This is a genomic window from Pseudomonas sp. Irchel s3h14, from assembly GCF_900187425.1.
Classification (GTDB): Bacteria; Pseudomonadota; Gammaproteobacteria; order Pseudomonadales; family Pseudomonadaceae; genus Aquipseudomonas.
Genome location: NZ_FYDJ01000013.1, coordinates 95,436 through 122,213, shown reverse-complemented (window position 1 = coordinate 122,213; position 26,778 = coordinate 95,436). Strand labels below are relative to the sequence as shown.

General features: G+C 60.7%; 25 protein-coding genes. 15 read left to right on the top strand and 10 right to left on the bottom strand.

The genetic code is table 11. The features are described from left to right. Positions 1–414 precede the first annotated feature (414 nt). A complete protein-coding gene (locus tag CKW16_RS22410) occupies positions 415–1,326 on the top strand; it encodes a DUF6515 family protein (RefSeq protein WP_095130724.1) in 912 nt (303 codons plus the stop codon). Here CKW16_RS22410 and CKW16_RS22405 read toward each other — a convergent pair. Both CKW16_RS22405 and CKW16_RS22400 read right to left on the bottom strand, forming a co-directional pair. Then, positions 1,311–2,216 carry a cation diffusion facilitator family transporter gene (locus CKW16_RS22405; protein ID WP_095130722.1) on the bottom strand — a complete coding sequence of 302 codons (906 nt, stop codon included), beginning with the start codon at positions 2,214–2,216 and terminating at the stop codon, positions 1,311–1,313. The two genes, CKW16_RS22410 and CKW16_RS22405, sit on opposite strands and share 16 nt — an antisense overlap. Positions 2,217–2,245: 29 nt before the next feature. Beyond that, the gene (locus CKW16_RS22400) at positions 2,246–2,665 is read right to left on the bottom strand and encodes a polyribonucleotide nucleotidyltransferase (protein WP_095130721.1); all 420 of its coding nucleotides are present in this window, start codon (positions 2,663–2,665) and stop codon (positions 2,246–2,248) included. A 363-nt stretch (positions 2,666–3,028) separates the two neighbouring features. On the opposite strand from CKW16_RS22400, the gene hrpB reads away from it, so the two are divergent. Beyond that, positions 3,029–5,548: an ATP-dependent helicase HrpB gene (gene hrpB / locus CKW16_RS22395; RefSeq protein ID WP_095130718.1), complete on the top strand. Its 2,520-nt coding sequence runs from the start codon at positions 3,029–3,031 to the stop codon at positions 5,546–5,548. Between the two features lie 20 nt (positions 5,549–5,568). On the opposite strand, the gene CKW16_RS22390 is transcribed toward hrpB, so the two are convergent. After that, on the bottom strand, positions 5,569–6,483 hold the full coding sequence (locus tag CKW16_RS22390) for a LysR substrate-binding domain-containing protein (protein ID WP_095130716.1): 915 nt from the start codon (positions 6,481–6,483) through the stop codon (positions 5,569–5,571). A 225-nt stretch (positions 6,484–6,708) separates the two neighbouring features. On the opposite strand from CKW16_RS22390, the gene CKW16_RS22385 reads away from it, so the two are divergent. The 5 genes from CKW16_RS22385 (at position 6,709) to CKW16_RS22365 (ending at position 12,624) form a co-directional block, all read left to right on the top strand. Next, positions 6,709–8,202 (top strand): aldehyde dehydrogenase, encoded by a 1,494-nt coding sequence (locus CKW16_RS22385; RefSeq protein ID WP_095130811.1) that lies wholly within the window; start codon positions 6,709–6,711, stop codon positions 8,200–8,202. Between the two features lie 31 nt (positions 8,203–8,233). Next, entirely contained in the window at positions 8,234–9,604 is a 1,371-nt protein-coding gene (locus CKW16_RS22380) for an aspartate aminotransferase family protein (protein WP_095130714.1), read from the top strand. A 396-nt stretch (positions 9,605–10,000) separates the two neighbouring features. Continuing rightward, positions 10,001–10,987 carry an ABC transporter substrate-binding protein gene (locus CKW16_RS22375; protein WP_095130712.1) on the top strand — a complete coding sequence of 329 codons (987 nt, stop codon included), beginning with the start codon at positions 10,001–10,003 and terminating at the stop codon, positions 10,985–10,987. 9 nt (positions 10,988–10,996) lie between these two features. Next, a complete protein-coding gene (locus tag CKW16_RS22370) occupies positions 10,997–11,800 on the top strand; it encodes an ABC transporter permease (RefSeq protein WP_008149230.1) in 804 nt (267 codons plus the stop codon). Continuing rightward, a complete protein-coding gene (locus CKW16_RS22365) occupies positions 11,788–12,624 on the top strand; it encodes an ABC transporter ATP-binding protein (protein ID WP_095130710.1) in 837 nt (278 codons plus the stop codon). Before CKW16_RS22370 ends, CKW16_RS22365 begins: the two co-directional genes overlap by 13 nt. Before the next feature lie 7 nt (positions 12,625–12,631). Here CKW16_RS22365 and CKW16_RS22360 read toward each other — a convergent pair whose 3' ends face one another. Together CKW16_RS22360 and CKW16_RS22355 are read right to left on the bottom strand one after the other, a co-directional pair. Next, on the bottom strand, positions 12,632–13,708 hold the full coding sequence (locus CKW16_RS22360) for an endonuclease/exonuclease/phosphatase family protein (protein WP_095130708.1): 1,077 nt from the start codon (positions 13,706–13,708) through the stop codon (positions 12,632–12,634). A 258-nt stretch (positions 13,709–13,966) separates the two neighbouring features. After that, positions 13,967–14,641, bottom strand: coding sequence for a YciC family protein (locus tag CKW16_RS22355; RefSeq protein WP_095130809.1), 675 nt, complete (start codon positions 14,639–14,641; stop codon positions 13,967–13,969). Positions 14,642–14,819: 178 nt separating this feature from the next. Between CKW16_RS22355 and CKW16_RS22350 the strand changes: the two genes are divergently transcribed. The 3 genes from CKW16_RS22350 to CKW16_RS22340 all read left to right on the top strand — a co-directional run bounded on the left by CKW16_RS22350 (position 14,820) and on the right by CKW16_RS22340 (position 16,826). After that, a complete protein-coding gene (locus CKW16_RS22350; RefSeq protein WP_095130706.1) occupies positions 14,820–15,575 on the top strand; it encodes a DUF2076 domain-containing protein in 756 nt (251 codons plus the stop codon). A 137-nt stretch (positions 15,576–15,712) separates the two neighbouring features. Beyond that, complete coding sequence (locus tag CKW16_RS22345) at positions 15,713–16,192, top strand: NYN domain-containing protein (RefSeq protein ID WP_046048735.1); 480 nt, start codon at positions 15,713–15,715, stop codon at positions 16,190–16,192. 22 nt (positions 16,193–16,214) lie between these two features. Next, positions 16,215–16,826, top strand: coding sequence for a PolC-type DNA polymerase III (locus CKW16_RS22340; RefSeq protein WP_046048736.1), 612 nt, complete (start codon positions 16,215–16,217; stop codon positions 16,824–16,826). A 112-nt stretch (positions 16,827–16,938) separates the two neighbouring features. Here CKW16_RS22340 and CKW16_RS22335 read toward each other — a convergent pair whose 3' ends face one another. Beyond that, positions 16,939–17,388: an Lrp/AsnC family transcriptional regulator gene (locus CKW16_RS22335; protein WP_095130704.1), complete on the bottom strand. Its 450-nt coding sequence runs from the start codon at positions 17,386–17,388 to the stop codon at positions 16,939–16,941. A 162-nt stretch (positions 17,389–17,550) separates the two neighbouring features. On the opposite strand from CKW16_RS22335, the gene yedA reads away from it, so the two are divergent. Both yedA and CKW16_RS22325 read left to right on the top strand, forming a co-directional pair. Continuing rightward, entirely contained in the window at positions 17,551–18,477 is a 927-nt protein-coding gene (gene yedA / locus CKW16_RS22330; RefSeq protein ID WP_095130702.1) for a drug/metabolite exporter YedA, read from the top strand. A 52-nt stretch (positions 18,478–18,529) separates the two neighbouring features. Next, the gene (locus tag CKW16_RS22325; protein ID WP_074871125.1) at positions 18,530–19,864 is read left to right on the top strand and encodes a DEAD/DEAH box helicase; all 1,335 of its coding nucleotides are present in this window, start codon (positions 18,530–18,532) and stop codon (positions 19,862–19,864) included. Positions 19,865–19,992: 128 nt separating this feature from the next. Here CKW16_RS22325 and CKW16_RS22320 read toward each other — a convergent pair whose 3' ends face one another. Both CKW16_RS22320 and CKW16_RS22315 read right to left on the bottom strand, forming a co-directional pair. Then, complete coding sequence (locus CKW16_RS22320; protein ID WP_176471589.1) at positions 19,993–21,234, bottom strand: TIGR03862 family flavoprotein; 1,242 nt, start codon at positions 21,232–21,234, stop codon at positions 19,993–19,995. A gap of 281 nt (positions 21,235–21,515) precedes the next feature. Then, positions 21,516–22,436, bottom strand: coding sequence for a histone deacetylase (locus CKW16_RS22315; RefSeq protein ID WP_056744622.1), 921 nt, complete (start codon positions 22,434–22,436; stop codon positions 21,516–21,518). 85 nt (positions 22,437–22,521) lie between these two features. Between CKW16_RS22315 and CKW16_RS22310 the strand changes: the two genes are divergently transcribed. The 3 genes from CKW16_RS22310 to CKW16_RS22300 all read left to right on the top strand — a co-directional run bounded on the left by CKW16_RS22310 (position 22,522) and on the right by CKW16_RS22300 (position 24,654). Further along, positions 22,522–23,091 carry a GNAT family N-acetyltransferase gene (locus CKW16_RS22310; protein WP_095130807.1) on the top strand — a complete coding sequence of 190 codons (570 nt, stop codon included), beginning with the start codon at positions 22,522–22,524 and terminating at the stop codon, positions 23,089–23,091. A gap of 103 nt (positions 23,092–23,194) precedes the next feature. Then, positions 23,195–24,064, top strand: a complete 870-nt coding sequence (gene tesB / locus CKW16_RS22305) for an acyl-CoA thioesterase II (protein WP_095130698.1) — start codon at positions 23,195–23,197, stop codon at positions 24,062–24,064. Beyond that, positions 24,061–24,654: an HAD family hydrolase gene (locus tag CKW16_RS22300; protein ID WP_095130696.1), complete on the top strand. Its 594-nt coding sequence runs from the start codon at positions 24,061–24,063 to the stop codon at positions 24,652–24,654. Before tesB ends, CKW16_RS22300 begins: the two co-directional genes overlap by 4 nt. A 130-nt stretch (positions 24,655–24,784) precedes the next feature. On the opposite strand, the gene CKW16_RS22295 is transcribed toward CKW16_RS22300, so the two are convergent. After that, entirely contained in the window at positions 24,785–25,744 is a 960-nt protein-coding gene (locus tag CKW16_RS22295; protein WP_095130694.1) for an alpha/beta hydrolase, read from the bottom strand. After that, on the bottom strand, positions 25,745–26,638 hold the full coding sequence (locus CKW16_RS22290) for a neutral zinc metallopeptidase (RefSeq protein ID WP_095130692.1): 894 nt from the start codon (positions 26,636–26,638) through the stop codon (positions 25,745–25,747). Positions 26,639–26,778 lie beyond the last annotated feature (140 nt).

Genomic DNA, 26,778 nt, shown 5'->3' with positions numbered 1-26,778 from the left:
TATTGCGGTAGATTATCTATCCAGGGTTAAAAATTGCGCAAGTGATGTTTATTTGAGCAATCTTCGCAATCCTCTGCTGGCGCCGCGAGCCTATTCTTATCACCAGAATCACTGCTCGGACAAACAGTCCAGTGCGGCTCGCCCAATCAGGCCAGCTGCGGTCGCCACCCCCACCGGGGATGAGCCGGCCCCCGAGCTACACACTGTCCAGAAGACGGCGTGAGGTGAGCCGACGTCATAAGCGTCGAGCACGGACGAAGTTCTCAAAGGGAGGCCGACGGGTCTCCCTTTTCTTTTGCCCGCAATTTGCCGACTGCCCTCAATAAATAAGTTTCGCGACTGATAACCTGTTGCAGAACCGGCCTGTGCTTTCCCAGTCTTACGTACAGGCCCTAACCCGCAGTGAGGAAAAGCATGAAGTCGCGCATCTGGCGTTTGGCCGGTGTTGGTTTGCTGTGTGTAAGTGTCACTGCGCAATCGCTGGCCGATGAGCCGCAAAACCGTGGCCCCGATGACGGGCAACGCGGGTCGGATGGCCAACAGGGAAACAATCAGGGCCATGGCGGAAACAACCAGCCCCGGCCGCAGCACGACTACAACAATCCGGTTCAACCACTGCCACCGGCCAATGATCTGCCGATTCAGGGCCGGCCCGATACCGTGCGCCAGACCCAGCAGCCGCAACGTGGTTACTACCAGGACGTGCCGCGGCGCAACGATAACAACCCGCATTGGCAGAACAACGGTCCGCGTCCCGATGACTATCGCTGGGCCGGTCGCCCGGATGGGCATGGCAATGGCTGGGGCCCCGGCCCGCAGTACCGTCCCGGTCATGTGATCGATCGCTTCCCCGACCGTGATTACCGTGTGCCGTACCGTGGTCGGGATTACTTCTACTCCGGCGGCTACTGGTATCGCCCACAAGGCCCGCGCTACGTGGTGGTACAGCCGCCACGCGGGATTCGCGTCAGCTACTTGCCCGATTACGCGCGCGAAGTGTGGATCGGCGGTGCGCTGTTGTTCCTGGCGGCCGGTTCTTACTACGCCTATCAGGAACGCACTCAGGATTACGTCGTGGTCGAGCCGCCCGTGCAACCGCAGCCGCAACCGGTCAGCAATGGTTATGACGTGGTGGCGTACCCGGCCAACGGTCAGTCGCCAGAGCAGGTCAACCAGGACGGTTACGAGTGCTATCAATACGCGGTGCAGCAGAGCGGCTTCGATCCGCGAACGGCCACCTACCAGCCAGATCCGTCGGTGGTACAAGCCTACCGACAGGCCCAGGGCAACTGCCTGAGCAGTCGCGGCTATCAGGTTTCTTTCTGAGCCCTGCCTGCCAGTACCACTTCCTGCGGGTCGGCGTGCACCAGCACTTCGGCTCGCGGATAAGCCGCGTGAATCGCATCGGCGGCTTGGTCGCTGATGCCATGAGCGACTGACAGGGTCAAATCCCCCGGCAATTCCAGGTGCAACTGCACGAACCACTGGTTACCGGAAATCCGCGTGCGCAGGTCGTGCGCCCCCAATACTCCCGGTACGCTGCAGGCCAGTTCGAGCATGTGCTGGCTGACGTCCAGTGGCAGTTCTTCATCCATCAGCACGGCAAAACTTTCCCGGGCGATATGAATCGCGCTCCAGAGAATGTAGACGGCAATCCCCAAACCGAACCAAGGGTCGACCTGATGCCAGCCAAACCCGGCGAGCACCAGCGCCACCAGAATGCTGCCGTTGAGCAGCAGGTCCGAACGGTAATGCAAGGAATCAGCGCGCACCGCGTTGGAGCCGGTCGCCTTGACGACCCGATGTTGCAACATCAGCAGGGCCAGGGTCAGCGCCAGGGAAAACACAATCACCCCGATACTGATCCACGGCGCCGTCACCGGTTCCGGGTGTTTTAGTCGATCGATCGCCTGCAAGGCAATCAGCACCGCACTGCCGCTAATGAACAACGCCTGAGCCATGCCTGCCAGCGATTCTGCCTTGCCGTGCCCGTAACGGTGATCATCGTCGGCCGGGCGCAAGGCGTAATGCACCGCGAGCAGGTTGAGCAGTGAGGTGACGCCGTCGAGGGCCGAGTCGGTCAACCCGGCAAGCATGCTCACCGAACCGCTCAACCACCAGGCAATGGCTTTGGCGACGATCAGCGTGCATGCCACCGCCACCGAGGCACGGGTCGCCAGCCGCAGCAGGCGGGCGTGTTCGGAGCTGGAGATCATAGGTGCTGTCGTTCCTTCTTATGCACGGGTTACGCGGCAGGTTGCAGGCCTAACATGGCCAGTTGCTGGGCGCTGCCCTTGTGCTGGATCAGGCGCGGGTCATCCAGCGGGAAGCTGCGGCCCAGTTCGGTTTCGAGAATAGTCTGCAATTTGTGGTTATCGACCTTGCCGTCGGCGCCGATGGCTTCCTTGAGTTTTTCCGGGGCCACCTGTGCGGTCTCGCCGGGCGCGTAGTAAATCGCGCCAGTGGCGAAGTCCACGGCAAACGCGATCAGGCCGGGAATGATGTAGAACAGCAGACCCACGGCATCCAGCGCGGCGATGGCCGGGTCGATCTTGCCGTCGATCTGACCGCGACGGTCAGGGTAGAAAATCGATCCGCAAGCGGTCACCTGGGTCAGCAACGTCGCGACCAATACACCGCCAATCAAGCGAAAGGGAACACGCATAAGAAATCTCCTGAGTCATCTGGAAAACGAAGCGTCGTCGATATGAATTAGGACAGCAACGAGCGACAAGCAGTTCGCCGTTATACTCGCGCTCGGCAGGGCGTGCCCACAGTAAATTGCGGCCACGTCTCACCCCCACTGGAATAGTTGAGGATTGATGTTGTTTTTTCCAGATCGACAACGCGTGGCGGCTGATGGATTTTATCGGGGTTCGGCCCTCCGGGCTGAAGCTGTGGACGCGCCATGCTGCGTTGCGGGACTTGGTAAGGAAACGACCCTTGCCGGCGTCCCGCGCCTTGCCTGGCACGCCCACAGCTTCAACGCGACTCGCAATTTACTGTGGGCACGCCCTGGGGAGCCAGCATGATTTCTTTGCCGATTGATGAAGTTTTACCCGCCCTGCGTGAAGCCTTGGCTACACGCCACGAAGCCGTGCTCGAAGCACCGCCCGGCGCCGGTAAAACCACCCGCGTGCCGTTGGCCTTGCTCAACGAGCCCTGGTTGGCCGGGCAGACCATTCTGATGCTTGAACCGCGCCGTTTGGCTGCGCGGGCAGCAGCGGAGCGCTTGGCCAGTGAGCTGGGCGAGAAGGTCGGCGAAACCGTCGGCTATCGCATTCGTCTCGACAGCAAAGTCGGCCCCAAAACCCGTATCGAAGTAGTCACCGAAGGGATTCTGACCCGACGCTTGCAGGACGACCCCGCACTCGAAGGCGTGGGTTTGCTGATCTTCGACGAATTCCACGAGCGTAGCCTCGATGCCGATCTGGCGTTGGCCCTGAGCCTGAATGGCCGCGAGCTGTTTCGTGACGATCAACCGCTGAAAATCCTGTTGATGTCGGCAACCCTGGAAGGTGAACGCCTGGCCGGGTTGCTCGATGATGCGCCGATCCTGCGCAGCGAAGGCCGCATGTACCCGGTGGCGATGCGCTGGGGGCGGCCGTTTCAACCGGGTGAATTCATCGAGCCGCGTCTGGTGCAGACCATTCTCGAAGCCTTGAATGATGAAACCGGCAGCGTGCTGGTGTTCCTGCCGGGGCAAGCGGAAATCCGTCGGGTGCATCAGCAGCTGGCTGATGCACTGGGCGATAGCACACAGGTTTTGCTCTGCCCGTTGCACGGTGAACTGGACCTCGCCGCCCAACGCGCCGCGATCGATCCGGCCCCCGCCGGCAAACGCAAAGTGGTGCTGGCGACCAACATCGCCGAGACCAGCCTGACCATCAACGGCGTGCGCGTGGTGATCGATGCCGGGCTGGCGCGGGTGCCGCGGTTCGATCCGGGCAGCGGCATGGCCCGCCTCGATACTCAGCGTATTTCCAAAGCCAGCGCCACTCAGCGCGCGGGCCGGGCAGGGCGGTTGGAACCGGGTGTGTGTTATCGCTTGTGGTCGCAGGATCAGCATGAGCAACTGGCGGCCTACGCCAGCGCGGAAATTCTCTCGGCGGATCTTGCCGGATTAGCGTTGCAGCTCGGTCGCTGGGGTGTGACACCGGGGCAATTGGTGTGGCTCGACGTGCCGCCAGCCGCCGCTTATGCGCAGGCTCAGGACTTGCTTGATCGCCTGGGCGCATTGGACGGCGAAGCGCTGACCCGACACGGTCAGGCCATGGCCGAACTACCAGCGCATCCGCGCATCGCGCATTTGCTGTTGCGCGGTCAGGCGCTCGGCTTGGCCGACATGGCCTGCGATGTTGCGGCATTGCTCGGTGAGCGAGATATTTTGCGTGGCGCCGGGGCGGATCTGCACAGTCGATTGGTGTTGTTGTCCGGCGAAGAACGCGCTGCACGCGGCGCTCAGGGTGGCGTTCAACGTGCCCGGCAACTGGCGCGGCAGTATCGCGGATATCTGCGGGGCAAGGCGTCGGAACCGGTCAGCGATCCGGATCATCCGCGCTGGCTTGGCGCGCTGTTGGCGTTGGCCTATCCCGATCGAGTTGCCCAACAGCGCCGGGCCGGTGGCGCGGAATATCGCCTGGCCAACGGCCGTGCGGCATTGTTCGCCGAAGCCGACAGTTTGATGAAGCAACCGTGGCTGGTGATCGCCGATCTCGGCAGTCGTCAGGGCCAGCGTGAAGAACGGATTTATCTGGCGGCGGATTTCGATCCGGTGCTGTTCGATTCAGTGCTGGCTGAACAGGTGCGCTGCGTCGATCAACTGGATTGGGATGAGCGTGAAGGCGTATTGCGCGCGGAACGTCAGCGTAAGGTCGGTGAGTTGATCCTCAGCCGTGAACCCCTGACCGGACTCGATGAGACTGCTCGCAGCCAGGCGCTGGTGAATCTGGTGCGGCGTAAAGGTCTGGAGCTGTTGCCGTGGACTCCAGAGCTGCGTCAGTGGCAAGCGCGAGTGGCGTTGCTGCGACAGCTGGACCTCAGCAGTAAAGAGCAGAGTGAATGGCCAGATGTCAGTGACGCCGCCCTGCTCAAAAGCCTCGAACATTGGCTGATGCCGTATCTGGGCAAAGTCTCGCGGCTCAGTCACTTCGCCAATCTGGACCTGTCGAGCATCGTCCACAATCTGCTGCCATGGCCGCTGCCGCAACGGCTGGATGAGCTGGCGCCGCATCATTTGAGCGTGCCTTCGGGTTCATCGATTCGCCTGGATTACAGCGAGCAGCCGCCGATTCTGGCGGTGCGGTTGCAGGAGTTGTTCGGCCTGGCCGAAACCCCGCGGATTGCTGGTGGCCGGCAGGTGGTCAAACTGCATTTGCTGTCCCCGGCGCGACGGCCGGTGCAGGTGACGCAGGACCTGGCGAACTTCTGGCGCAGCACGTATGCCGAGGTGAAGAAGGATTTGAAAGGCCGCTACCCGAAACACTACTGGCCGGATGATCCGCTGGTGGCCGAGGCAACGGCGCGGATCAAGCCGCGTAAAAGCTGAAGATCTTTTGACGTTGATGTTCAAGAGGCGGCCTTCGCGGTCAACTGCTCCCGGCAATAGTCGGCAAACAACTGCGCCGGTTTGGTCAACTGCCCGCGCTTCAACCACGCCGCCACCAGCCCTGAGCCGGTGACGTCTTCGACGATGTCCACGCACACCACTTTCTGGCCGTCATAGGTGCACTCCGAATGCGGCCGGGTGACCAGGATCGAGAAGCCGAAGCCTTGCCCAACCATGCCCCGGACCATCTCGATCGACGGTGAGCTGAAGGCAATGTTCGGCGTCAGTCCCAACTCTTCGAACAGGCTGACGAAGTAGGTCCGGCTCGGTTGCACGTCCAGCAAAATCATCGGCTCCAGGCACAGATCCCGCAGCGACACTTGTTTCAGCTGAGCAAAGCGATGATCCGCCGGCAGCAACGCATAAGGTCGCTGCGCCGGCATCAAGGGTTCGGTCTGGATGGTGGCGTCGAGGTCGTGTTCATACAGGATCGCCAGGTCGAAGGTGCCCGAGGTCAAACCTTGCACCAGCTCTTGCTGTTCGCCGTCGCGGATGCGGATTTTCACCCCCGGATACAGCGCCGAGAACCCGGCAATCAACTGCGGCAGGTACAGCGGCGCGACCGTTTCGAAGCAACCGATATCGATTTGCCCGGCCACCACGTCGTTGTCGGCGAGGGCGTTCTGTTCGAACTCCTTGGCCATGCGCAGCAGTTCCTGGGCCTTGCGGTAGAAGCGTGCGCCGCTGGGGGTCAAGGACACGCCCTGGGCGTGATGACGGATCAGCAGTTGCACGCCGAAGCTGTCTTCCAGGCCTTTGATCGCCGTGGATATCGCCGGTTGGGCGATGTACAGCTTGCGCGACGCCTCGGCGACGCTGCCGCATTCGACGGTGGTGATGAAGTACTTCAATTGACGCAGGTTGTAGGCAGCCACGGCAAACCTCGGTGTGGATGATTTCGACATCCAGGCAATTTTTGCGCCGACTGCATCCGTTCTGACGACGGTGTTTTTATGCCTGAACAATAACCACATACCGCGCCACCGGGGAGATCGGCTGCCCAGTTTTTTCATGGTCTGCGAAGACATTTTTACTATTTTTCCTGGACACAGGCCTGGGCCACCATCCAATCCACAAGAAAGCCCATGGAGCATCTGAACGTGTTCGAGCTTACATTCTGGCAAAACAAAGCCGCTGCGCTGCAGTTTCCCGATCAAGCCGTGATCGACGGCAAACCCCGCGCGGCGCAGTCCGGGCAGACCTTCGCCGCGATCAATCCCGCCACCGGCCGGTGCCTGGCCAACGTGGCCGCGTGCGGCGATGAAGAGGTGGACGCCGCGGTGCGCAATGCGCGGCAAGTGTTCGAGGCCGGAACCTGGTCGGTGCGTTCGCCGAATGAGCGCAAGCAAGTGCTGTTGCGACTGGCCGATCTGATCATGACCCATCGCGAAGAACTGGCGCTGCTCGACTCGCTGAACATGGGCAAACCGGTGATGGACGCCTACAACATCGACGTGCCGGGCGCCGCCGGGGTGTTTCGTTGGTACGCCGAAAGCCTCGATAAACTCTACGACCAGATCGCCCCGAGCGCGCAGAACGTGTTGGCGACCATTACCCGCGAAGCGCTGGGCGTGGTCGCTGCCGTGGTGCCCTGGAATTTCCCGCTGGACATGGCCGCGTGGAAACTTGCACCCGCGTTGGCGGCGGGCAATTCGGTGATCCTCAAACCCGCCGAACAGTCACCGTTTTCCGCCCTGCGTCTGGCTGAGCTGGCGCTGGAAGCCGGCCTGCCAGCCGGCGTGTTGAACGTGTTGCCGGGGCTCGGCGAACAGACCGGCAAAGCCCTCGGTCTGCACCCTGACGTCGATTGCCTGGTGTTCACCGGCTCCACCGAAGTCGGCAAATATTTTATGCAGTACTCTGCGCAATCGAACCTGAAACAGGTGTGGCTGGAGTGCGGCGGCAAGAGCGCCAATCTGGTGTTCGCTGATTGTCAGGACCTCGACCTCGCCGCCGAGAAAGCCGCGTTCGGGATCTTCTTCAATCAGGGTGAAGTCTGTTCGGCCAACTCGCGGTTGCTGGTGCAGCGTTCGATTCATGACGAGTTCGTCGAGCGCCTCAAAGCACACGCCGAACGTTGGCAGCCGGGCGATCCGCTGGACCCGTCGAGCCGCGCCGGGGCGATTGTCGACAGCCGCCAGACTGCACGCATCATGAAGTTCATCCAGCAGGCCGAACGCCAAGGTGCGACGAAACTTTGTGGTGGGCGACAGTCGATTTTCAACGGCTCCGACAACTTCATCCAGCCGACGATTTTCACCAGCGTGAGCCCGGACATGCCGCTGTTTCGCGATGAAGTGTTCGGCCCGGTGCTGGCGGTCACGGCGTTCGATGATGAGGCCCACGCCTTGCAGCTGGCAAACGACAGCGTCTACGGTTTGGCCGCGTCGCTGTGGACCGACGACCTCAACCGCGCCCACCGCGTGGCGCGGCAATTGCGGGCGGGCACGGTGTCGGTCAACAGCGTCGATGCGCTGGACGTGACCGTGCCTTTCGGTGGCGGTAAGCAGTCCGGTTTCGGCCGTGACCTGTCACTGCATTCATTCGATAAATACACCCAGTTGAAGACCACCTGGTTTCAGCTGCGCTCATAACAGCCGCTAATAACAAAACGGAGAACTGGCGATGACCACATCACGTGAAACCCGCGACTACCAGGCCGCCGACGCTGCGCACCACATCCACGCATTCGTCGATCAAAAAGCGCTCAACGATGAAGGACCTCGGGTGATGGTCCGTGGCGAGCGTCTGCATCTGTGGGACAACGATGGTCGGCGTTACCTCGACGGCATGTCCGGGCTGTGGTGCACCAACCTCGGTTACGGGCGCAAGGACCTGGCGGCTGCGGCGACTCGGCAGCTGGAGCAGTTGCCGTACTACAACATGTTTTTCCACACCACCCACCCGCAGGTGATCGAGCTGTCGGAGCTGCTGTTCAGCCTGTTGCCGGGGCACTACAGCCACGCGATCTACACCAACTCCGGCTCCGAAGCCAACGAGGTGCTGATCCGTACCGTGCGCCGTTACTGGACGATCCTCGGCAAGCCCGAGAAGAAAATCATGATCGGTCGCTGGAACGGTTACCACGGCTCGACCCTGGCGGCGACGGCGCTCGGTGGCATGAAGTTCATGCACGAAATGGGCGGCATGATTCCCGACATCGAACACATCGATGAGCCGTACTTTTTTGCCCACGAGGGCAACCTGACCCCGGCTGAATTTGGCCTGCGGGCGGCGCAGCAACTCGAAGCGAAGATTCTCGAACTTGGTGCGGACAAGGTCGCCGGGTTCATCGCCGAACCGTTCCAGGGCGCGGGCGGGATGATCTTTCCACCAGAGAGTTACTGGCCGGAAATTCAGCGAATCTGCCGCAAGTACGATGTGCTGTTGTGCGCCGACGAAGTGATCGGTGGCTTCGGTCGTACCGGTGAATGGTTCGCCCACGAGCACTTCGGTTTCGAGCCGGACACGCTGTCGATCGCCAAGGGTTTGACCTCGGGTTACATCCCCATGGGCGGTTTGATTCTGTCGAAGAAAATGGCTCAGGTACTGGTGGAGCAGGGCGGGGTGTTTGCCCACGGCTTGACCTACTCCGGGCACCCGGTGGCAGCGGCGGTGGCCATCGCCAACCTCACGGCGTTGCGCGATGAAGGGGTGGTGACGCGGGTCAAGGATGACATCGGGCCGTACCTGCAACAGTGCTTGCGCGAGGTGTTCGGCAAGCACCCATTGGTGGGCGATATTCAGGGTGTCGGCATGGTGGCGGCGCTGCAATTGGCTGAAGATAAAACCAGTCGCAAGCGCTTTGCCAATGAGAACGACATTGCCTGGCGTTGCCGCACGATTGGCTTTGAAGAGGGAGTGATTATTCGCTCGACGCTAGGGCGGATGATCATGGCGCCGGCGTTGATTGCCAGTCGTGAAGAGGTTGATGAACTGGTTGGCAAGACCCTGAAAGCGGTGGATCGTACTGCGCAGGAATACGGCCGGCTCTGAGATTGCCGGAAGGTCCTGCGGACCTAATCGCGGGCAAGCCTTGCTCCTGCAGGGTTGTGTTGAGCGCAAATTTTGCGGCCGACACAACCCTGTAGGAGCAAGGCTTGCCCGCGATTGCGTTATCCCATTCAACACACTTCTAACCTTTTGCACCCACCCCGGGCATCCCCGCCCACAACGCCCTTTCGCAGTGCGCGCTACCCAGTTTTTTCATCACTCCCATCGACATATTTCCTAATTTTCCTAATCCCCGCCTTGGGCCAACATCGACCTCGCCAGTCAGCCAAACGCTGCTCGCCGAACGGTCCATCAGAGACCTCAGGTGACAGCTCTTCTCCAAGGCCGCTGGCCGTACTGCCCATGACAAAACTAAATCAACAGCTTTGGGAGTGCTCCATGATCAAGTCCTTGCTGAACTGCATCACTCATCCACTGGCGGTCACCGCCATCGCCGCGACGGTCGCCACCAGCGCCCAGGCCGGCACCCTCTCTATCGGCCACACCACGTGGGTCGGTTACGGCACGCTCTACCTGGCTCAGGACCTGGGCTATTTCAAGGAAAACGGTTTGACCGTCGAATTACCCGTCGTCGAAGAGGCCTCGATGTACATGGCCGCGCAAGCCTCGGGCGAGTTGTCGGGCTCGGCGTCGACCATCGACGAAGTGCTCAAGTACCGCCCGCAATTCTGTTTCAAGGCTGTAGCTGCACTGGATGACAGCCATGGTGGCGACGGTGTTTTGGTCGGCAAGGACGTCAAGAGTCTGCAGGAGCTGAAAGGCAAAGCCGTGGCGGTGAACGAAGGGTCGACTTCGCAGTTCTGGCTGTCTTACCTGCTGAAAAAACACGGCATGAAAATGAGCGACATCACTGTGCAAAACATGACAGCTGACGATGCCGCCACCGCCTTCATCGCCGGTCGCGTACCCGCCGCCGTGACCTGGGAACCGCACCTGTCGATGGTCCGCAGCAAGCAACAAGGCAAGGTGCTGATCGACAGCAGTAGCACGCCGGGAGTGATTGTCGACGTGGTCGCGCTCAACTGCACGGTCATCGAGAAGCAGCCGGAAGACGTCAAGGCATTGGTGGCCGGTCTGTACAAGGCGGTCCAGTACACCAAGGATCATCCGGAGCAAGCCTACAAAATCATGGCCAAAGGCGTCGGCGGTTATCTCGCCGATCCGAAGGAATTGGCCGCTGCCGCGCAAGGCGTGCGCTTCTACGATCAGGCCATGAGTGAAAAACTCCTCGGCTCGCCGGGCAAACCGGGCGACAGCGAACGGCTGATCAAACTGGCCAACGAGACCGCCAGTGAATTGCAGGGCAAACCCTACAACGTCAGCAATGACGACTTGATCGATAACCGCTTCGTCAGCCCGCTCTAGGAGGTTTGCATGTTCAAGCGCAATTCATGGCTGAGCCGCTGCATCACGCCCAAGACCGGCCTGCCGGTTTCAGTGATCTGGAGCGCGAGCGGTCTGGCCTGGGTGTTGTTGGTCGGCCTGTGGGCCGGGTTGTCTTACGGTGGCGTGGTGCCGGGCATGTTCTTGCCGACACCGGGCGCGGTGGTCGAGGCCGCCGTGCGCCTGAGCCGCGACGGCACACTCGGTCTGCATGTGTGGGCCAGCCTCGAAGTGGTGATGGTCGGTTTCATCGTGTCGTCGCTGGTGGCGGTGCCGTTGGGGCTGCTGATGGGCAGTTTTCGCATCGTTCAGGCGTTCCTTGAACCGATGGTGAACTTCATCCGTTACCTCCCGGTAACTTCGTTCGTACCGCTGTTCATTCTGTGGATCGGCATCGGTCTGGAGCAGCGGGTTTCGGTGATCATCTTCGGCGTGTTCTTCCAGCAACTGGTGATGATCGCGGACGTGTCCAAAGGCATCTCCAAAGACCTGATCAACGCCTCTTACACGTTGGGTTCGAACCGTCGCGATGCGGTGCTGCATGTGATCGCCCCGGCGTCGTTGCCGGGTGTGCTCGACACCTTGCGCGTAACCATGGGCTGGGCCTGGACTTACCTGGTGGTCGCCGAGCTGGTCGCGGCCTCCAGCGGTCTGGGTTACTTGAGCCTTAAAGCCATGCGCGGCTTTCAGGTGGATGTGATTTTCCTGGCCATCGCGATCATCGGCCTGCTGGGCCTGGTCACCGATCAACTATTCCGTTTTCTCCGTCTGAGGATCGCCGCATGGGCTCAGTAAGCGCCGTCAACCCTCGTTTCGTCACGCCACAGGCCGCCCCGGTGCACGCCGCGCCACGGCTGCAAGTGGACAAGGTCAGCCTTCGCTATCAAAAGCCCGACGGTGGCGTGTTTACCGCGCTGGATCAGGTGTCGTTCGAAGTGCCGGATCAGCAATTCGCCGTGCTGGTGGGGCCTTCGGGGTGCGGCAAGTCGAGTTTGCTGTACCTCACCGCCGGATTGAATGAGCCCACGGAAGGCGAGATCTACGTCGGTGGCCAACAAGTTCAGGGGCCGGGTGCGGATCGCGGCATGGTGTTCCAGAGCTACACGTTGTTTCCGTGGCTGACCGTGCGGCAGAACGTCGAGTTCGGTCTCAAACGTCGCGGTATGGCCGCCGCCAAGCGCAAGGAGATCGTCGATTACTACGTCAATGAAGTCGGCCTGACCGGGTTCGCCGACAACTACGCCAAGCAGCTGTCCGGCGGCATGATGCAGCGCGTCGCCATCGCTCGAGCGCTGGCCAACGATCCGCAAATCTTGCTGATGGACGAGCCATTTGGTGCACTCGACAGTCAGACGCGTCTGCAAATGCAGCAACTGTTGTTGCGGGTCTGGGGCAACAGCAAGAAGACCGTGTTGTTCGTGACCCACGATATCGACGAGGCGATTCTGCTGGGCGACCGGGTCTACGTGATGGGCGCTCGGCCGGGTCGGATCAAGCAGATTCTGGACGTGCCGATCGAACGCCCACGGACCCTGGACATGGTCATGGAGCGCTCGTTCATCGACATGAAACGCAAGATCTTCGGGCTATTGCACGATGAGCTGGAGGAGGAGCATTGATCCAGCCCTAAGGCGCTGCAGGCAAGAGGAAACGGGCGATCACCGGCAAGTGATCGGAGATCCGCAAGGTGTCGTCCTGCCTCACCGTCGCTTCGACCCGTTTGATCCGCGGACTGTAGAACAGGTAGTCGACAGTCCGGTCCGGGCCGTTCAAGCCCGGATCATTCGGGTAATGGGTCAGCCACCGCGCCCGGTCGATGCCGCTGGCTTCGTTGTTGGTCGGGATCATCGGGTATTTGTCCCACAGCACATGCAGCGCGCTGTCGGCGGAGTAGGGCGTGCGTTGCTCGTCGGGCAGGCGTCGAAATTGCCCCAGCGGCAACAGGTTGAAGTCCCCACCGATCAACCACGGCGTGCCGCGGCTTTCGAACTTGTCGAGGACTTTGACCGTGGCCGTCACCTGAGATTGCAGCGTTTCGTCTGGCGGGATAACGCGGTCCAGATGGGTGTTGAGCACCGCTATCTGACCGCCGCCGCTCAACGGCAGATACGTGACCAGCAAGGCGTTTTTCGGTTTGAACTGGCGGGTGATGAAATTGGCTGGTGCGACCGGTAATTGCAGGCGTTCGGCATGTTCGATCTGGTAGCGGCTGAGGGTGGCCAGCTGCCGGCCGACGCTGCCAAAGATGTGCGGCTCAGGTACGAAGTCGGCTTTCCAGTCGAAGGCGTGAGTGCTGCACGGATACAAGTCCGCGACCCGCTCCTGAAGCAGCTTGAACTGGTTTTGGTAAGCGCTGGTCTTGGCGCCTTCATCGAGCTCCTGCAACAGCACGACATCCGGTTGCTCGTCGCGGATCACCCGCGCCACTTCATCGAGGCTGAACGCCATGTCTTCGGACGTGGGTTTTTCGTCATTGCCGGCCGCCAGGTCATTCCAGAACACGTAGCGTTTTCCCGCCAGGTACTGGACGTTCCAGGTCATCACCTTCAGCGCCTGACCGGGCACCAGCGTCGGTGCCTGGGCGTTGCAACTGACCGGTAAGGCTTCCTTGGCTTCGGGGCGCCAGGTCAGGTTGTAGATCAGGGCAATCAGGCCGGTCACGATCAACAGGCCCAGCAGGGTGTAGCGCAGTAGACGGGTCATGGCTCGGCTTATAGCGTTACAAAAGTTGACCCCGAGCATAACCGAGCGTCGGGTTTAATCCCAAGAGTGAAACGGCCTGCGCATCAATTGGCCGAAACACGTTCCCTTTGTAGCAGCTGGCGAAGCCTGCGTTCGGCTGCGCAGCAGTCGTAAATTCGGTGCATACGGTTTTCCTGATGCACCGTGAGCAATGATTTTACGACTGCTTCGCAGCCGAACGCAGGCTTCGCCAGCTGCTACAAGGGGGTGGGTTGTCGGTCAGAGCGGGCCGTCAATTTTCTCGGGCACATCGTCGATCAGCATGAACAAGCGGAACAGCACAACGCTGACGAACAATTGCAGGAAGCTCTGAGCGCTGTCGATCAGCAGCGAAATCACCGGGTTCTGCGGTTCCGGGTAAACCGCCAGGGTTGCGCCCTTGAGCACCCACAACGGGCCCATCACACAGAGAATGCACACCAGAATGCGCAGGAAGTTGCCGCGGGTCAGGCGCAGGCTTTCCTTCATCGCCGCCAGCGGGGCGAAGCCGCGCAGCACCAGCAGGTACTCGCCAAACGCCAGGGTCACCATCAGCCAGATGCCCGGCAGGAAATACAGCGACAGGCCGATCAGGATCAGCAAGGTATTGAGCGCAGTGAGCAGGGCGAAGCGCGGCCACAGGTAGGCGGCCCTCGACAGCAGGTCACGGTTGCGCGGGGATTCACCCCGGCTGCGCGCATCGAGAAACAGGATCAGCGCGGCGGTGTACAGCGGATAAACCAGCAAGCCGACCATCACGCTGATACCGGGAAAGCTGTCCGGCTCGGTGGAGTGGTCGACCACTTGTTGCAGCAGCGCCTCGAAGATCACCAGCGGCAGGCACAGCCGCACGATCTGGCCCAGATTGCGCTTGAAGAAATACAGTGAGTCACGCAGCACATCTAACGAATTCATCAGTCGGTATCGCAGGTTGGAAGCAGTGGCCCACTTTAACCGATGAAGCGCTTTGGGGCGCAAACGTAAACGTTCGGTAAAGACCATTGAAACATCCTGTATCAGCCTCCATTACGGATGAGCACCTTATCCACAGTGGATTAGGGCGACGATATTCCCGGCAATCTACGAGGTCGCCATGAACAGCGAAGAACAAACCCTGATCGATGGACTGTTTTCCCGGCTGCAACAGGCCGAAACGGACTCAGCCCCGCGCGACGCCCAGGCCGAGGCGCGGATCAAGGAACACCTGACTCGCCAGCCCGCGGCGGGCTATTTCATGACCCAGGCGATTCTGGTGCAAGAGGCCGCCATCAAAAGCCTCGACGAACAGAACAAACAACTCGCCCAGCAAGTCCAGCAATTGCAGGCCGAACTGCAATCGGCCAAGGCTCAACCGGCGGCTGCGGCACCGAGCAGCGGTGGCTTCTTGTCGAGCATCTTCGGTGGCGGTTCCCGTGATCCGCAGCCAGCGCCGACCCAAAGCCCACCCCCATCGAGCGGTGGCGGCTGGCGTGAACCGGCGCGGCCGTCGTTCAACTCGCAGCCGCCACAACAGAACTTTGGTGCGGCGCCGCCTCAGCAGAATTACGCCCCGCAACAGCCGGCTGGCAGCAGTTTCCTCGGTGGTGCGCTGAAAACCGCCGCCGGTGTGGCCGGTGGTGTGATGCTGGCGCAAGGCATCAGCAGCCTGTTCCATCAAAATCAGCAGCCGGAAGTAGCTGAAGTCATCAAGGAAGAACCGGCTCAGGTCAACGATCAGAGCGGTGACAACGGCTCGGGCGAAGATCAGCGCGTGGCTGACAACTCCTATGATCAGGGCGGTTCTACCGACGCCGACTACAGCGATGACAGCTCATCGTTCTTCGGTGGCGACGACGATTCCTTCGTCTGATACGCCATTCGTCCGGAGCGCTGCGGCGCTCCGGGCCGATTATTCGCGGAACAATCCTTCAGGCTGGCATACTGGGCAACTTTTCGGGCCTGGTGCCTGATCCTGCCCGCGCTCCGGCGCGCCAACGAGGATGACCGGTGAAAAAAATCGCAGTGTTCGCCGATGTCCAGAACCTCTATTACACCGTGCGTCAGGCTTATGGTTGCCACTTCAACTATGCCGCGCTGTGGGCTGATATCAGCAAACAGGGCGATATCGTCGAGGCCTATGCCTACGCCATCGATCGCGGCGACAGCAAACAGCAGCAATTCCAGCAGATCCTGCGCAACCTCGGCTTCGTCGTGAAGCTCAAGCCCTACATCCAGCGCAGCGATGGCTCGGCCAAGGGTGACTGGGACGTGGGCATCACCCTCGACATCATGGACGCCGCCGATCATGTCGACGAAGTGGTGCTGGCCTCCGGTGACGGTGATTTCGACATGTTGCTGGAGCGCATCATCACCAAGCACGGGGTGCAAGCCGTGGCCTACGGCGTGCCGGGCCTGACGGCCAACTCGCTGATCCGCGCCGCCAGCCGCTACGTGCCGATCGAAGGCGCGTTGCTGCTCAAGAATTGATTTTTACGGAGTTGAAACAGGTTTGGAACGCATAGCAGTCATCGACTTTGAAACCACCGGGATCTCCCCGAGCAGCAGCTGCCGGGCCACGGAAATTGCCGTGGTGATCCTTGAACAGGGGCGCATCGTCGAGCGTTACCAAAGCCTGATGAATGCCGGCGTGCGCGTCCCGGCCTTCATCGAACAACTCACCGGCATCAGCAACGCCATGTTGCGCACCGCGCCATCGGCCGAGCAGGTGATGAACGAAGTCAACGAATTCGTCGGCATCACACCGCTGCTGGCCCACAACGCCGCGTTCGACCAGAAGTTCTGGGACTTTGAGCTCGGTCGCATCAAACGCACACGCTTGCAGAACTTTGCCTGCTCGCTGCTACTCGCCCGCCGTTTGATGCCCGCCGCGCCGAACCACAAACTCGGCACGCTTACCACGTTCGCCAACCTGCCTCACACCGGTAAAGCTCACCGGGCCATGGCCGATGCGGAAATGGCCGCCAACCTGACGGCGCATTTGGCTCAGGAGTTGCGGCAGAAGCATGGGTTGCGCGAGTTGTCCCATGATCTGCTGGTGAGCTTGCAGAAAGTGCCGGCGGCGAAGATCAATGAGCATCTCAAGCGCCATCGCGGTTTTTAAGATGATCGTTCCCACGCTCTGCGTGGGAATGCAGCCCGGGACGCTCCGCGTCCCAAAGCGGACGCAGAGCGTCCATTGAGGCATTCCCACGCGGAGCGTGGGAACGATCTAGTCAGGCCTTTCCTTCCAGTTGCCCTAGCGGCACGCGCTTTTCGATGGCGCTCGACAGCACAATCGACGTCTTGCTGAACCCGAACTTGGCGATACGGTTGATCAACTCTTCCAGCTCCGGCATCGAACCCACCGCCGCTTGCATGATCACGCACGGATCCCCCGTCACCCGATGGCATTCGGTCAGTTGTGGGATTTTGATCAGGTCGTCGTAGGCCTTCTGATTACCGTGCTGGTTCAAGCGCAGTTCGATGACGCACTGGATCGGCAAGCCAAGCTTTGCCATGTCGACTTTCGCCTGGTAACCCGTGATGACCCCGCAGGCTTCCAGTTTGGCCACGCGCTCGGCTACGGCCGGAGCGGACAGGTTCACTTTGCGCGCCAGGTCGGCGTAGGACGCACGACCGTTTTCCAACAGGGCGCTGAGGAGCATGCGGTCGTATTTATCCATCGTGGTACTCCTGAAAATGACTGACTTTCGAAAACACGGTTTATAGCGGTGATCTCCGTGTTTTGAAAAGTGTACCGGCGCTATAAACAGGTTTTGTAACTTATTTTACGCCGCTGGCCTTTCTAGAATAGCTGTTCACTTGTCTTGCCTACGAGCTGCCCCATGCCTGGCTTACGTCGTTTTCCCTTACCGTTGATCGCTGCCTTTTTCGCGTTGTACGTGATTTGGGGTTCGACTTACCTGGTGATCCGCATCGGCGTGGAGTATTGGCCGCCGTTGCTGCTCGCCGGTATCCGCTTCGTGATCGCCGGGACGTTGATGTACGCGTTCCTGCGTTGGCGCGGGGCGCCGGCACCGACCTGGGCGCAGTGGAAAGCCGCCGGGATCATCGGGATTTTGCTGCTGGCGTGCGGTAACGGCGGGGTGAGCGTGGCCGAACACATGGGTGTCGCCTCGGGTGTGGCTGCGTTGGCGGTGGCGACGGTGCCGCTGTTTACCTTGCTCTGCGGATATTTCTGGGGCGCGCGTAATACCCGTCTCGAATGGGCCGGGATTGTGCTCGGGTTGATCGGCATCGCCATGCTCAATCTCGGTTCCAACCTGCAATCGAGCCCGTTGGGTGCCGCGTTGCTGATATTCGCCGCAGCCTCCTGGGCATTCGGTTCGGTGTGGAGCAAACACTTGCCGCTGCCTCAGGGCGCGATGGCCAGTGCCGTGGAAATGCTGGTCGGCGGTGTAGCGCTGCTGATCGGCAGTGCGCTGAGTGGTGAGCATCTGGACGCCATGCCGCCGATCGAAGGCTGGGCGGCCCTGGCCTATCTGACCTTCTTTGGTTCGATCATCGCCTTCAACGCTTATATGTATCTGTTGAAAAACGTGCGTCCGGCGGCGGCCACCAGTTATGCCTACGTCAACCCGGCCGTGGCGGTGTTGCTGGGGATCGTGTTTGTCGGCGAGACCATCGGAATCGAAGAAGCGCTGGCCATGCTGGTGATCATCAGCGCCGTGGTGTTGATCGGGTTGCCGCAGTGGCGTCGAACTCCCGTTCAACCTGCCGTAGCGGTGCCGACAGAATCCCGTGTGAATTAGGGTAAACTGCGCGCCATTGCACACCCGCGCTGATTTTTCCTACGGTAATCCCATGACTTTCGCCTCCCTTGGCCTGATCGAACCCTTGCTGCGCTCTCTCGAGACGCTCGGCTACCAGACCCCGACGCCGGTTCAGGCGCAAGCCATTCCGGCGGTGCTGGCCGGTCGCGACCTGATGGCCGCCGCCCAGACCGGGACGGGCAAGACCGCCGGCTTCGCGCTGCCGCTCCTGCAATTGCTGGCCATGGAAGGGCCGAAAGTGGCGTCTAACTCGGTTCGCGCACTGATCCTGGTGCCGACCCGCGAATTGGCCGAACAGGTTCACGAAGCCGTGCGTCAGTACGCCGAGAACCTGCCGTTGAGCACTTACGCGGTGTACGGCGGCGTCAGCATCAACCCGCAAATGATGAAGCTGCGCAAGGGTGTTGACGTGCTGGTGGCGACGCCGGGTCGTTTGCTCGACCTGTATCGCCAGAAGGCCCTCAAGTTCAATCAGCTGCAAACCCTGATTCTGGACGAAGCCGATCGCATGCTTGATCTGGGTTTCTCCGAGGAACTGGGGAATATCTACCGCGTGCTGCCGAAGCAACGTCAGACGCTGTTGTTCTCCGCGACGTTCTCCGACGCGATCCGCTTGCTGGCTGGACAAATGCTCAACGATCCACTGAGCATCGAAGTCAGCCCGCGCAACGTGGCTGCCAACACCGTCAAGCAATGGGTGGTGACGGTGGACAAGAAGCGCAAGCCGGAGCTGTTCATCCATTTGCTGCGCAAGGGCAAGTGGAAGCAGGTGCTGGTGTTCGCCAAGACCCGTAATGGCGTGGACGCGCTGGTGGAAAAACTCCAGGGTCTGGGCGTCAATGCCGATGGCATCCACGGCGACAAACCTCAGGCAACCCGTCAGCGTGCGCTGGACCGTTTCAAGGCCAGTGAAGTGCAGATTCTTGTGGCCACCGACGTTGCGGCCCGTGGTCTGGATATCGAAGATTTGCCATTGGTGGTCAACTTCGACCTGCCGATCGTGGCGGAGGACTACATCCACCGGATCGGTCGTACCGGTCGCGCGGGTGCAACCGGGCAGGCGATTTCGCTGGTCTGCGCTGATGAAGTGAATCTGCTGTCGGCCATCGAGACGTTGACCCGTCAGACATTGCCTCGCCAGATGGAGCATGACTTCGAGCCTGAGCACCGGGTGCCGGATACCGATGCCAGCGGTCAGGTGGTCAAGAAGCCGAAAAAACCTAAGAAGCCGAAGACCTCCGGTGGCGGTAAACGCAATCTGGGCAAGTGGGTTGAGAGTGGGGATGCTTCGGCGCCGGAGCCTTCGATCAAGCCTGTGCGAAAAGTGCCGGTGTTTAATACTGGACCGCGTAAGAAGAAGCCTTGATCACCCAATGATCGTTCCCACGCTCCGCGTGGGAATGCCTCTTCGGACGCTCCGCGTTCGGCTTTGAAGGGACGCGGAGCGTCCCGGGCTGCATTCCCACGCAGAGCGTGGGAACGATCAGTCAACGATCAGCATCGTTGTTTCAACCACTCCACCATCCCCAACCCTGCCGCTCGCCCACTGGCGAAACACGCGGTCAGCAGATAGCCGCCGGTCGGCGCTTCCCAATCCAGCATTTCCCCCGCGCAGAACATGCCAGGCAGTTGCTTGAGCATCAAACGTTCATCCATCGATTCGAACATCACGCCACCGGCGCTGCTGATGGCCTCGTCCAGTGGGCGGGTTTTCACCAGTGTCAGTGGCAGCGCTTTGATCGCTTTGGCCAGCTGCGCCGGATCGGTGAAGCATTCGGCCGGAGTGAGTTCGCGCAGCAACGCCGCTTTCACGCCATCGATCCCGAGCTGACTGTGCAGGTGTTTAGCCATGGAGCGTGAACCGCGCGGTTTGCTCAGCGCAGCCTGAACTTTATCCACAGGCTTGCCCGGTAACAGGTCGAGGTGAATGGTTGCCGAGCCGTGCTGATTGATAGCTTCGCGGATCGGCGCCGACAAGGCGTAGATCAAACTGCCTTCAATCCCGGTTGCCGTGATCACACATTCTCCGAGCCGCGGCACGTCGTCATTGAGGCCAATGGCGATGTTTTTCAGCGGTGCGCCGGCGAATTTGCTGACCATCAACTCGCTCCAGGCCTGCACCTCAAAGCCGCAATTACTCGGTTGCAGCGGTGCGAGTCCTACGCCGCGTTGTTCCAGTGGCAGCATCCAGGCGCCGTCCGAGCCGAGGCGCGACCAGCTGCCGCCGCCGAGGGCCAGCAAGGTTGCGTCAGGTTTGACGGTTTTTTCGCCCTCGGGGCTGTCGATACGCAATCCACCGCTGTCATCCCAGCCGAGCCAGCGGTGACGGGTGTGGATAACGACGCCGCTGTCTCGCAGACGTTTGAGCCATGCGCGTAACAGGGGGGCGGCTTTCATGTCTGTAGGAAAGACTCGCCCGGAGCTGCCGACAAAGGTTTCGATGCCCAGGTCATGAATCCATTGGCACAGCGCATCAGCGCCAAATGACCGCAACAACGGCGCAATTTGCGGCGCGCGTTCGGCGTAGCGTGAGAGAAATGCCGGGTAGGCTTCGGAATGGGTGATGTTCATGCCACCCACGCCGGCCAGCAGGAATTTTCGCCCCACCGAAGGCATGCCGTCGTACAGGTCGACCTTGATCCCGGCCTGGCTCAGCACTTCGGCCGCCATCAAACCGGCGGGGCCGCCGCCGATGATGGCAACGTGAGAAGAGGAGGAGGGCGAGGGCTGGGTCATGGCGAGAGCTGCGGCGTGGCGGAATAAGCCGCGCATTCTACCAGCACAGATCCATGTGGGAGCGGGCTTGCTCGCGAAAGCGGTGTATCAGTCGACATCAATGTTGAATGTTAAATCGCTTTCGCGAGCAAGCCCGCTCCCACATTGGAACTGTGTCGTTTCAAATGGCTGATCAAAAAACAACCACCACTTTGCAGGCTATATGCAGCATGGCCTGTAGGGCCTTTCACTCAGGTTATCCACAGGCAGTTCCACAGGCATTGTGGGTAAAGACCCACACCTCAATGACAGCCTGATGACTGCCAGACCCGTTGCGCACTGTGATGCAGGATCCCATGACGGCGCGCCAACGCCTTGCGGTCCTTGCTGTAGCCGCCGCCTATCACCCCGACCACTGGAATATCCCGGCCCAGGCAATGACGCATCACGCTTTCATCGCGAGCGGCGACGCCTTCGTCTGTCAGCTTCAGATAGCCGAGCGCGTCATCTTTATGCACATCGACGCCGGCGTCGTACAACACCAGGTCAGGTTGGTAGAGCGGCAGCAAATAATTGAGCGCATCGTCCACCACCTTCAGGTAATCGGCATCGCCCATGCCCTTGGGCAGTGGAATGTCCCAGTCACTTTCGGCTTTGCGTGCAGGAAAGTTCTTCTCACAGTGCAGGGAAACGGTCACCGCTTCCGGGGTGTTGTGCAGAATCCGTGCAGTCCCGTCGCCCTGATGCACATCGCAGTCGAAGATCAGCACCCGATTCACCCGACCGCTTTCCAGCAGGAAATGGCTGATCACGGCCAGGTCGTTGAAGATGCAGAACCCGGCAGGATGGTCGTAATGCGCGTGATGGGTGCCTCCGGCCAAGTGACAGGCCAAACCATGTTCCAGCGCCTGCTCGGCCGCCAGCAGCGAGCCGCCGACCGCACGTACTGTGCGCCGGGCCAGCGCTTCGCTCCACGGCAGGCCGAGGCGCCGCTGGTCTTCGCGGGACAACTCACCGCCCATGTAGCGTTCGATATACGCAGGGTCATGTGCGAGCGCGAGAATCTCTGGCGGGCAGAGCTCGGGGCGCAGGAGGTCGGCGTCGCGAGTCAGTCCGCTGTCCACCAGGTGATCGCGCAGCAGGCGAAACTTGTCCATGGGGAAGCGGTGATCCGCCGGGAACTCGGGACTGTAGTCTTCGTGGTAGATCAGGGGCAGGGGCATGGCTGATTTATACAGGACGGTGGGTAGGAATGAGTGAAGGATCCTACCAGCGATGTAGACTTGCGGCATGGGAACGGGGGGCATGATGGAACCGATACTGGAACTCGAGAGCGCGCGACTGCTGTTGCGACAGTGGCGCGATGAGGATTTGCCGGAGTTTGCGGCGATGTGCGCCGATCCACAGGTGATGCGATATTTCCCGGCGCCTTTAAGTCGTCTGGAAAGTGCCTCGCTGATCGGACGGATTCGTGGCCATTTCGCCGAGCATGGCTTCGGTCTCTGGGCGCTGGAACGCAAGGACTCCGGGGCATTTATCGGTTTTACCGGGCTCGCAGAGGTCGGCTTCGACGCGCGTTTTACCCCGGCCACCGAAATCGGCTGGCGCCTGGCCCGAGAGCACTGGGGGCTTGGCTATGCCAGTGAAGCGGCGTGGACCGCTCTGCGCTGCGGGTTTGACCGGTTGACGCTGAAAGAGGTCGTGTCCTTCACCACCGAAACCAACACGCCGTCGCAGAAAGTCATGCAGGCTATCGGCATGCACCATGATTCAGCCGATGATTTCGACCACCCGATGCTCGCGGCCGATCATCCCCTGCGTCACCATGCGCTGTACCGCATCACCCGTGAACAATGGCTGCAAACCTTGCATGGATAAGCCGGCACGGACGTTTACAATGGCTCCCATGGGCCCTGGCCAGAAATTGAATCGACCGTCGCAGCCAAGACTGCGCGGCATGCGTTGTGTGAGGAGAGTCTGAATGAGCCAAGTGTTGGATGATCTGGTTGACCTGCTGACCCTGGAACCGATTGAAGAAAACCTGTTCCGTGGCCGCAGCCAGGACCTGGGTTTTCGTCAGCTGTTCGGTGGTCAGGTGATCGGTCAGTCCCTGTCGGCGGCCAGTCAGACGGTCGAAGAAGCGCGCCACGTGCATTCGATGCACGGCTATTTCCTGCGTCCGGGCGATTCTGCGTTGCCTGTGGTTTATCAGGTTGACCGGGTGCGCGACGGTGGCAGTTTCAGCACGCGCCGGGTGACGGCGATCCAGAAGGGCAACCCGATTTTCACCTGCAGTGCGTCGTTCCAGTACGACGAAGAAGGCTTCCAGCATCAGGCCGAGATGCCGGTTGTGGTCGGCCCGGAAAACCTGCCGTCGGAGCTGGAACTCACTCAGCAGCGCCAGCACCTGATCCCCGAGCACATGCGCGAAAAATTTCTGTGCCCGAAACCGATCGAGTTCCGACCGATCACCGAGAAAGATCCGTACAACCCGCAACCGTCCGATCCGATCAAATACGTCTGGTTTCGCGCCGACGGTGCCTTGGCCGATTCTCCGGCGCTGCATAAATACCTGCTGGCCTACGCCTCGGATTTCGGTCTGTTGACCACGTCGATGCAGCCCCATGGCAAATCGGTCTGGCAGAAAGACATGCAGGTCGCCAGCCTCGATCACGCGCTGTGGTTCCATCAGGATCTGCGTGCCGACGATTGGTTGCTGTATGCGATGGACAGCCCGTGGGCCGGCAATTCCCGTGGTTTCTCCCGTGGCAGCGTGTTCAATCGTGCCGGGCAACTGGTGGCGTCGGTCACTCAGGAAGGCCTGATTCGCCACCGCAAGGATTGGGCATGAGCCTGGCCGAGGTGCGGCACTGGGTGTTCGACATGGACGGCACCCTGACGGTGGCCGTGCATGACTTCGCGGCGATCCGCGTGGCGTTGGCGATTCCTGCCGAAGACGACATCCTGACCCACCTCGCCGCGCTGCCGGCTGATGAAGCCGCAGCCAAACATGCGTGGTTGCTGGAACACGAACGAGACTTGGCGCTGGGTTCGAAAGCGGCGCCGGGCGCGGTAGAGCTGGTGCGTGAGCTGGCCGGGCGCGGTTATCGCCTGGGCATTCTCACGCGCAATGCTCGCGAACTGGCGCACGTCACGCTGGAGGCGATCGGCCTGGCCGACTGCTTCGCGGTGGAGGATGTGCTGGGCCGTGATGAAGCACCACCAAAACCGCATCCCGGTGGTTTGTTGAAGTTGGCCCAGGCCTGGAATGTCCCGGCCAGTGAGATGGTGATGGTCGGTGACTACCGCTTTGATCTGGATTGCGGTCGGGCGGCAGGGGCGCGGACGGTGTTGGTGAACCTGCCGGATAATCCCTGGCCTGAGTTGGCGGATTGGCATGCCGCCGATTGCGTGGTGTTGCGGCAGATGCTTTCGGCTTGAGGGGTTGGTTGTCTGGTTAATCGCTTTCGCGAGCAAGCCCGCTCCCACATTGGAATACGGTCAAATGTGGGAGCGGCGGTGCGACGATTCGACTTGCTCGCGAAGGCGTCAGATCAGGCACCACAAAAACTCACTGACCGAACAACGCCTTCTGCCCCTGCGGCGAGTTAAACATCCCATCCTCGTCATGCCCGACCCCGGGTACTTCAATCAGTTGCTGACTCAAACCTTGAGGATGCAGCCGCTTCAGATAAGCAAAATAATTGCGCCCGCGAGCCAGTCGATTGGCTCCTTGAGCTTGGGCCTCACAGCTTTTATCCAGCGCCGGCTGCTTCGGGTCGGTGTCCTGCTGCCCGAGTAGGTAAACGACATCGCGTTTGACGTAGTTTTCCTTCAACTGCTTGGCGGTTTGCCCTTTGGCATAGGCGGGTAAATCCGCCAGTCCATATTTCCAGCGATTGAAATTCGGGCATCCGGCGTGGCTGAACGCCACTGGCCGTCGTTCATCGAAGTACGCATAAGACGACGGGTTGGCAATGACGTAACGCACCTGTATGTCGGCCGCCTTGAGCGCTGGCTGATCGTGGCCCAGCAACGCGTATCGCTGCACCACCTGAGCGCCGCCGGAGTGACCGGCGATGACAATCTGCTTCACGTCTGGAAACTGTTTCCGATCGCCGATTCGGGCGATGATTTCGTCGAGCGCCGCGTAGGAACTCATGGAAAACGGAGCGGTGGATGAACCGCCCGCCATCCAGTCATCGCCCTGCCAGCGCAATACGCTGTCAGCCACGGGATTGGTCGCGACGTCGGTGTCATTGAGAAATTGCGGGGCGAGCACCAAGGTGCTCGCGCTTTGCCCTGCCTGTTCGGCCGCGCGCACGGCGCTCTGGCGATAGGTACCGGCATTGCGCAATCGACCATGGATGATGATCAGCACACGTTCGATTTTCGTCGGCGCCGGGCCGATGCCCACCGCGATTTCACCTGAAGTCAACAGCAGGCGTCCGGTGCTGACCTCCTTGACCGCATGCTCGGCAGCCTGGGCGCTTGCGCAGGTGATCAGTAGAGCTAACAGCCACTTATTCATTTATAGGTTTTTCGCTGCAAAGGTATCGCACTGGCCGACCTGGCCTTGTGCGAATCCGGTTTTGAACCAGCGCACCCTTTGCGCCGACGTACCATGAGTAAATGAATCCGGGACCACGCGCCCCTGACCTTGCTGCTGCAAACGGTCATCGCCGATGGCATTGGCGGCGTTCAAGGCTTCTTCGATGTCACCGGGTTCCAGCCAGTTCAGCCGTTTCTGCGCATTGTTGGCCCAGACTCCGGCCAGGCAATCGGCCTGCAGTTCCTGGCGTACCAGCAAACCACCGTCGCCTTCCATCTGACGGCCCTGTTGGCGGGCGGTCTGAATCTTCGCGGAAACACCGAGCAAGGTCTGCACATGGTGTCCGATTTCGTGAGCGATCACGTAGGCCTGAGCGAAGTCGCCTGCGGCGGAAAAACGTTGGGACATTTCCTGGAAGAAACTCATGTCCAGGTAGACCTTCTGGTCCGCCGGGCAATAGAACGGACCGGTCGCCGATGTCGCCAGGCCACAGGCCGAGTTGACGCGGTTGCTGAACAGCACCAGGGTCGGTTCCTTATATTGACGACCGGCCTGCTGGAAAATCTGACCCCAGGTGTCTTCGGTATCGCCGAGGATCGAACGCACGAACTCGGCTCCTTCATCAGTGGCCGGCGGTGCCTTGCGGGTTTGAGTCGGGGCCGGTGCCGACTGCTCGCTCATCTGACCGGTCAGTTGCCCGAGGATTTGCAGCGGGTCCTGGCCGGTCATCCAGCCGATCCCGACGATCAAGATAATCGCCGTCAGGCTCAGGCCCTTGCCGCCACCGAAGCGCATCCCGCCACCGCCACCGCCGACATCATCTCCACGGGCATCGACCACGTTGTCGCTGCGTCGGCCTTTTTTCCATAGCATGTGGGAATCCTCTGATTGTCCGTGGGGATGAGTGTTGCTGCTGAGTGGGAGCGGCGCCAGTCCGGTCGTCCATCTTTTGTTGCGCACAGCAGCCTTCCCGGCAACCTGTGGTGGGTGGCCGGGAGTCTTCCAGACTCGTA